Source organism: Streptomyces sp. NPDC054847 (assembly GCF_053610925.1).
On record NZ_JBSGZJ010000336.1, the window covers coordinates 1 to 7,848 of the forward strand.

Below are 7,848 nucleotides of genomic sequence, written 5' to 3' on the forward strand. Positions count from 1 at the left end.
GATGTCACGCGCGCGCGCCACCGGCTCCCCGCCGGCGCCCCACGCTCCCGGCCGCGCGACGGCGGCACGACGGCCGCCCGACGCCCCGGGGCGTCGTGGGCGGCCGCCCGGGGCCGCTCGGTGTGCGGGTGGGACCGGACCCCCGTACCGGGCCCACCGGTGGGCGCTACTCCGTCGCGATCGCGTTCAGGACGTTCATCCGGCCCGCCCGGAAGGCCGGCACCAGGGCCGCGAACAGGCCCACGAACGCCGAGCCCACGAAGACCGTGATGATCGTGGGCCACGGGATCTCCAGTACGCCCAGTCCCTCCAGCGCCAGCAGCTGCTGGGCGGAGGTGCCCCAGCCCATGCCCAGGCCGAGTCCGAGCAGCGCTCCGAAGAGGGCGATGACCACCGACTCGAGGCGGATCATCCGGCGCAGCTGGCGGCGCGAGAGGCCGATGGCCCGCATCAGGCCGATCTCCCTGGTCCGCTCGACCACCGACAGGGCCAGGGTGTTCACCACGCCGAGGATCGCGACGATGATCGCGAGCGCCAGCAGGCCGTAGACGATGTTGAGCAGCTGTCCGATCTGGTCCTTCAGGTCCTGCTTGAAGTCGGTCTGGTTCTGCACCTTGTACTGCGGGTACTCGGCGAGCGACTTCTTCAGCGCGGTGTACGCCTCCTTCTCCTGGCCGTCGACCGCCTTGGCGAACATGATCATGTTCTCGGGCATCTTCTCGGCCGGGACGTACCGCGCGGCGGTCGTGATGTTCAGGTACATCGCGCCCTTGTCGACATTGGTGTCGTCGGAGGTGATCGCGGCGACCTTCAGATCGGCGGGGCTGCCGTTCTTGAAGTCGACCTTGATCGTGTCGCCGACCTTCACGCCGCGCTTCTCCGCGTAGTCGCTGCCGACGGACATCGCGTCCTTGCCGTACGCGGCGGAGAGCTCGCCCGCCACCGTCTCGCGGCGCAGGTCCTCGGCGTACGTCGGGTCCGCGGCGACCAGTTGCAGGTCCTCCGCCGTACCGTCGGGTGCGGTGATCTTCGCGTCGACGCCCTTGTACTCGGTGACGTGCTCGAGGCCCGGCGCCTTCTTCAGGGCCTCCTGCGCCTGCGGCACGATCGGGCCCATGGTGGCGGACTGCACGATGAAGTCGGCGCCCACCGACTTGTCGAGCTCCTCCGTCGCCGAGGCCACCATCGAGGAGCCGACCACCGACAGGCAGGCCACCAGGGCGAGGCCGATCATCAGGGCGGCGCCGGTCGCTCCCGTACGGCGCGGGTTGCGCAGCGCGTTGCGCTCGGCCATCCGGCCCACCGGGCCGAACATCCGCAGCACCAGGGCGCTGATCACCCGCACCACAACGCCCGCCAGGAGCGGCCCGACCACGACGAAGCCGATCAGGGACAGCACCACACCGAGGCCGAGGAACATCGACCCCTCGCTCGCCTTCTCCGCCTGCGTGGCGACCAGCAGAGCCGCGGCGCCGGCGCCGGTGAGCACGAGGCCGATGCCACCGCGGATCCATCCGGCCCTGCCGTCGGCCGGCATGCCCGAGTCGCGCAGCGCCGCCATGGGCGAGACCTTGCCGGCACGGCGCGCCGGGATGTAGGCGGCGAGGACGGTGACGACGATGCCGAGCACCATGCCGACCACCGGGGTCGTCCACTTGACGGTCAGATCGTCGGTGGAGAGGTTCATGCCGACCGCGGACATCATCTTCATCAGCCCGACGGCCAGCCCCACACCGGCGGCCACACCGGCGATCGAGCCGACCAGGCCCAGCAGCAGCGCCTCGATGAGCACGGAGCGGTTGACCTGCTTGCGGCTCGACCCGATGGCGCGCATCAGGCCGATCTCCCGGGTGCGCTGGGCGACCAGCATCGAGAAGGTGTTGACGATCAGGAAGATGCCGACGAGGAAGGCGATCCCGGCGAAGCCGAGCATCGCGTACTTCATCACGTCGAGGAACGAGCCGACCTCCTCGCGGCCGGCGTCCGCCGCTTCCTCGGCGGTCTGCAGCTTGTACGGCTGCTCCAGCGCGGAAGCCAGGTTCTTCTTCAGCGCCTCGTCGCTGACGCCCTCGTCGGCGACGACCATGACGTTGGTGAACAGCCCTTCTTTGCCCAGTAGTTCACGCTGAGCGGTGGCGGTGTCGTAGAAGACGACGGCGGCACCGGGGTTGGTGACCTTGAAGGACGCGATGCCGGTGATCTTCGCGGTGAAGTCTCCGGTGACGGCGATGGTCCGCAGCTCGTCGCCCAGCTTCAGCTTGTGCTTGTCGGCCGTGTCGGCGTCGACCATGACCTCGGTGGGGCCGCGGGGGGCGTGGCCCGAGGCGATCTCCATCGACTTGAGGTCGTTCTTGGTCCAGTTGGCCGCGATCGTCGGGGCGCCGGTCGTGGAGCCCATGTTCTTGTTCTCGGAGTCGACGACGGTGACGCTCATGCTGGACACGGCGCCCTCGGCGGACTTCACGCCCTCGACCTTGCCGACCTCGTCGACGAGGGACGCGGGCAGCGACTCCGGCCTGCCGGTCGCCGGGGCCTCCGTGTCCTCGGCGCCCTTGGGGCTGACGGTCACGTCCGCGGAGGAGGCTGCGAAGAGCTTGTCGAACGTGGTGTTCATGGTGTCGGTGAACACGAGCGTGCCCGACACGAAGGCCACCGACAGCAGCACCGCGACGGCCGAGAGGGCCATACGCCCCTTGTGCGCGAAGAAGTTGCGCAGAGAGGTCCTGAAGACGGTCATGACGTCCGCCCGCGCGCGTCGAAGTCCTTCATGCGGTCGAGGACGGCCTCCGCGGTCGGCCGGAGCATCTCGTCGACGATGCGGCCGTCGGCGAGGTACAGCACGCGGTCCGCGTAGGAGGCGGCGACCGGGTCGTGCGTGACCATCACGATGGTCTGGCCCAGCTCGTCGACCGACGTGCGGAGGAAGCCGAGCACTTCGGCTCCCGCCCGCGAGTCCAGGTTCCCGGTGGGCTCGTCTCCGAAGATGATCTCGGGCCGGGCGGCGAGGGCGCGGGCGACGGCGACGCGCTGCTGCTGGCCCCCGGAGAGCTCGGTGGGCCGGTGCTTGAGGCGCTCGCCCAGTCCGACCGTCTCCACGACCCGGTTCAGCCAGGCTGCGTCGGGCTTGCGGCCGGCGATGTCCATGGGGAGGGTGATGTTCTCCAGGGCGTTCAGCGTCGGCAGCAGGTTGAACGCCTGGAAGATGAAGCCGATCCGGTCCCGGCGCAGCTGGGTGAGCTTCTTGTCCTTCAGGCCGGTGATCTCGGTGTCGTCGAGGAAGATCTGCCCCGAGGTGACGGTGTCGAGACCGGCCAGACAGTGCATGAGGGTCGACTTGCCGGAGCCCGACGGGCCCATGATGGCCGTGAACTGCCCACGGGCGATGTCCACATCGACGTGATCGAGCGCGACGACACGGGTCTCCCCGGCGCCGTACGCCTTGACGACCTGCCGCCCCCGTGCGGCGACGGCCGTGCGCCCTCCGGTCTCCCCGGGTGCGGGGGTGGTTACAGCCGTAGTCACGGTAGGTCTCCTAGCTCTGGGAAATCTGCGGTCTGGTTCCGGCGAACGGCGTCGCCGCGGGTATGTGTCGAGTCTTCCGACGGAAGTGGTCCGGCGCGCTGGTGCGCAGCGCAGTCTTGGTCCGGGGGTTTTCCCCACCCCCGGCCGGAACTGCGTCGGCTGTGGGCCTCCGCTGCGGCCGTAAGAACAAGTTAAGGAACGGGACCGGGCCTCCACGTCGTCCGCCGGGACGAACGTCCCCCCGGCAGAAGTAAGGAGGAGCCCCTAGGGGGACTCCACCCACGGGTGGACCCGGCGTACGACGAGACTGCACCCTCCCCCTGCGTCAGCCTCAAGTGAGAAGGTGTCCCAGGAAATAGATGCATGCGGAAAGGACTTGGGGCAGCGATGGGGAGCACCGGCCGCACGGAACGCCTGTCCGGAGCTGAGGCGGTCCCGGCCGCACCCCGCGGACGGGCCCCCGTCGTCGCGGCACTCATGCTGGGCATGGCGCTGGCCGCGCTCGACGGGACGGTCGTCTCGACCGCCGTGCCCCAGATCGTCGGAGACCTGGGCGGCTTCGCCGTCTTCTCCTGGCTCTTCTCCGGCTACCTCCTCGCCGTCACCGTCACCCTCCCCGTGTACGGCAAGCTCTCCGACACCTTCGGCCGCAAGCCCGTCCTCGTCGCCGGCATCATCCTGTTCCTGCTGGGCTCCCTGCTGTGCGCCGTCGCCTGGAACATGGCCGCGCTCATCGCCTTCCGCGTCGTCCAGGGCCTCGGCGGCGGGGCGCTCCAGGGCACGGTGCAGACCATCGCCGCGGACCTCTACCCGCTGAAGGAACGCCCCAGGATCCAGGCCCGGCTGTCGACGGTCTGGGCGACGGCGGCCGTGGCCGGCCCCGCGGTCGGCGGGCTGCTCGCCGGTTACGCGGACTGGCGCTGGATCTTCCTCGTCAATCTGCCGGTCGGCGCGGTCGCGCTCTTCCTCGTCGTCCGCTACTTCGCGGAACCGGCCCGCCCCGCCCCCGCGTCCCGCCCCCGCGTCGACTGGGCGGGGGCGCTGTGCGTCTTCGCGACGGGCGCCCTGCTCCTCACCGCGCTCGTCCAGGGCGGCACCGCGTGGCCCTGGCTCTCCGCGCCCTCGTTGGCGCTGTTCGGCGGGGGTGCCGTCCTGGTCGCGGTCACCGTCGTCGTCGAACGCCGCGCTGCGGAACCGATCATCCCGGGCTGGGTCTGGCGTCGCCGCACCATCGCCGCGGTGAACCTGGCGCTCGGCGCGCTGGGCCTGCTGATGGTCGCACCGACCGTCTTCCTGCCCACCTACGCCCAGTCCGTGCTCGGCCTGGGCCCGATCGCCGCGGGATTCGTCCTGTCGGTGATGACGCTGAGCTGGCCGGTCAGCGCCGCCCTGTCCGACCGGGTCTACAACCGCATCGGGTTCCGGCTGACGGCGATCCTCGGCATCGCCGGGGCCATGCTCGTCCTGTTGTCCTTCCCGCTCCTGCCGTTCCCCGGCGAGCCGTGGCAGCCGGCTCTCGCGATGCTGCTGCTCGGCGCGGCGCTCGGCCTGTTCCAACTCCCCCTGATCGTCGGGGTGCAGTCCACCGTCGGCTGGTCGGAGCGCGGCACCACGACCGCGTCCGTCCTCTTCTGCCGCCAGGTCGGCCAGTCCATGGGCGCGGCCCTGTTCGGCGCGGTCGCCAACGCGGTCCTGCTCGCCCGCCTCGGCGGCGGCAGCCTCGACTCCGTATCCCACGCCCTGGAGCACCCGGGCACGCTGACGACCGACGCCGCCGACGGCCTGCGGCGGGCGGTGGACGCCGCGGTCGACCACGTCTACCTGGGGGCGGCGGCAGCGGCGGGGGCCGCACTGCTGGTCCTGGTCCTCATGGCGCCGAAGCGGTTCCCGGTCCGGCCGGACGCGGACTGACCGCGCGCCGCCCGCACGGCGGTCTCGCGTTCGCGGCACACGGCCTCGGCCTTTGCGTGGGTGTCGAGGCGGCGGTCGCGGCGTAGCGCCCTCCCCCGTGACGGCGCAGGCGATTTCCGGCCATCGGGGTCAAGGGCGACGTTTCACCGCGGGTTACCGCCGGTCCGTTCGCTCCTGCACAGGATCGTCACCGAACTGACATACCCGTTGGTCGGGAAGGTCTTACGCCATCGCCATACCCGTGAGTAACGTACGCGGACCACCAGCGCCACCCGCCCCCCTCGGGGCGGCAAGGAGCAAGACGATGTCGTACCACCACCAGCTCTTCCCTGATCCGCCGCCGCAGCCGCGTACCCCCGGCCGGCACCGCCAGGAGGCGGCGGACCCGGCATGGGGCTTCGAACCGCAGCCCTGGGACCGGCCGCAGGGCGCACAGCACCACCCGGCCGACGACGGGCACAGCCGCGAACTGCAAAGCCTCGGCTCGGCCTACCGCAGGCTGCGGCGCGTCTCGACGTTCACCGCCCTCGGCTACTTCGTCCTCTTCCTGCTCCTGTCCGCGTACGCCCCCTCGATGATGACCGGCGAGGTCAGCGGCGGCCTCACCACGGGACTGGTGCTGGGACTCGTCCAACTGCCCGTGGCGCTCGCCGCGATCGCCGTCTACGAGCGGATCGCACGCAGGCGCGTCGACCCGCTGGTCGCCTCCGTCAGGGAGCGCTCCGAGCGGACGGCCCCGCACGGCGGACGCCATCCGATGGGAGGTGCGCGCGCATGAACGGGTTCAGCTCCGATGCCCAGACCATGTCCCTCATGGCGTTCATCGCGGTCATCACCGTGACGCTCCTGCTGTGCGTCATGACCGGACCCGACCGGGACGACCTCGGCGAGTTCTACACCGGCTACCGCTCCCTGTCCCCCATGCAGAGCGGACTCGCCATCGCGGGCGACTACATCTCCGCCGGAACCGTGCTCGGCACCATCGGCATCATCGCGCTCCTCGGGTACGACGGCATGACCCTCACCCTGAGCACCGTGCTGTCGCTGGTCCTGATGATGTTCCTGCTCGCCGAACCCCTGCGCAACGCGGGCCGGTTCACCATGGGCGACGTCTTCGGCCGCCGCGCCCCCGGCCCCGTCGTGCGGATCACCGTGGCGGCGGTCACCCTCACCGCGCTGCTGCCCCTGGTCATCTTCCAGCTTGCCGGCGCGGGCGACCTGCTCGCCGTCGTCCTCGGCTTCCACGCCGACGGCTTCAAGACCGGGGCGATCGTGTTCCTCGGCCTGCTGATGATCACGTACGCGGCGATCGGCGGCATGAAGGGCACCGCCTTCATCCAGATCGTCAAGACCGTCGTCCTGCTCGGCGCGGCCACCGTCATCGCCGTACTGATCCTCGACCGCTTCGACTTCAGCCCGCCCGTGCTGCTCGACGCCGCCAAGGAAGGCAGCGGGCTGAAGGACGCGTACCTCACCCCCGGACTCCAGTTCGCCGGCGACGAGATCGACATGATCAGCACCCAGCTGACCGTCGTGCTCGGCGCGGCGGTACTGCCCCACATCACGATGCGCATGTTCACCGCCCGCAACGCGAGGGCCGTGCGGCGCTCCATGTCCTGGGCCGTGTCGATCGTCGTCGTCACCTGCCTCCTGATCGCCGTGATCGGCTTCGGCGCGGCCGCGCTCGTCGGGCACAAGGAACTCGCCGCCGGGGACCCGCAGGGCAAGACCGCGTTCCTGATGGTCAGCCAGGCCGTCCTGGGCCCCGACCCGAACACCGTCGAGACGCTGGTGTTCACCGCCGTGGCCACCGCGATCTTCCTCACGCTGCTCGCGTCGGTCGCCGGAATCACCCTGGCCTGCGCCAACACCCTGGCCCACGACCTGATCGCGCACGGCCTGCGCGAAGCCAGGCTCACCGACCGCGCCGAGATGGCCATCGCCAGGTCCGCCGCGGCGGGCGTCGGCCTGGTCGCCATCGCGATCGCCGCCGGCGCCAGGCACCTGAACCTCCAGGCCCTGCTGACCCTGTCCTTCTGCATCGGCGCGTCCGCCGTCGCACCCGCCCTCGTCTACACCCTCTTCTGGCGCCGCTACACCCGTACGGGGCTGCTCGCCACGCTCATCGTGGGGACCGTCTCCGCGCTCGTCCTGACGAGCGGGAGCAACCTGGTGTCCGGATCACCGCAGTCCGTCTTCCCCGACCAGGACTTCAACTGGTTCCCGTACACCACGGCCGGCCTGGTCTCCATCCCGCTCGGCTTCCTCGCCGGCTGGCTGGCGACCGTCCTCTACGACAACGACGCGGCGACCCAGCGCCGCCACTACGAGGACCTGGAACCGACGATCCTCGCGGGCACGCCGACGAACTCCTGACCTGCACGCACGAACGAGGGCGCCCGGTCCGTGGTTCAC

Annotated in this window: 5 protein-coding genes; 3 read left to right on the top strand and 2 right to left on the bottom strand. The window is 70.7% G+C overall.

The genetic code is table 11. The features are described from left to right. Positions 1-166: 166 nt before the first annotated feature. Both ACWGH4_RS26240 and ACWGH4_RS26245 read right to left on the bottom strand, forming a co-directional pair. Positions 167-2,737, bottom strand: coding sequence for an ABC transporter permease (locus ACWGH4_RS26240; protein ID WP_453465309.1), 2,571 nt, complete (start codon positions 2,735-2,737; stop codon positions 167-169). Next, positions 2,734-3,522 (bottom strand): ATP-binding cassette domain-containing protein, encoded by a 789-nt coding sequence (locus ACWGH4_RS26245; protein ID WP_441266983.1) that lies wholly within the window; start codon positions 3,520-3,522, stop codon positions 2,734-2,736. Before ACWGH4_RS26245 ends, ACWGH4_RS26240 begins: the two co-directional genes overlap by 4 nt. A 387-nt stretch (positions 3,523-3,909) precedes the next feature. Here ACWGH4_RS26245 and ACWGH4_RS26250 point away from each other — a divergent pair, with 387 nt between their 5' ends. From ACWGH4_RS26250 to ACWGH4_RS26260, 3 genes are all read left to right on the top strand, one after another. After that, positions 3,910-5,433: an MFS transporter gene (locus ACWGH4_RS26250; protein ID WP_453465311.1), complete on the top strand. Its 1,524-nt coding sequence runs from the start codon at positions 3,910-3,912 to the stop codon at positions 5,431-5,433. Between the two features lie 304 nt (positions 5,434-5,737). Then, positions 5,738-6,211 carry a DUF485 domain-containing protein gene (locus tag ACWGH4_RS26255; RefSeq protein WP_453465313.1) on the top strand — a complete coding sequence of 158 codons (474 nt, stop codon included), beginning with the start codon at positions 5,738-5,740 and terminating at the stop codon, positions 6,209-6,211. Further along, entirely contained in the window at positions 6,208-7,809 is a 1,602-nt protein-coding gene (locus ACWGH4_RS26260) for a sodium/solute symporter (RefSeq protein ID WP_453465315.1), read from the top strand. Before ACWGH4_RS26255 ends, ACWGH4_RS26260 begins: the two co-directional genes overlap by 4 nt. Positions 7,810-7,848 lie beyond the last annotated feature (39 nt).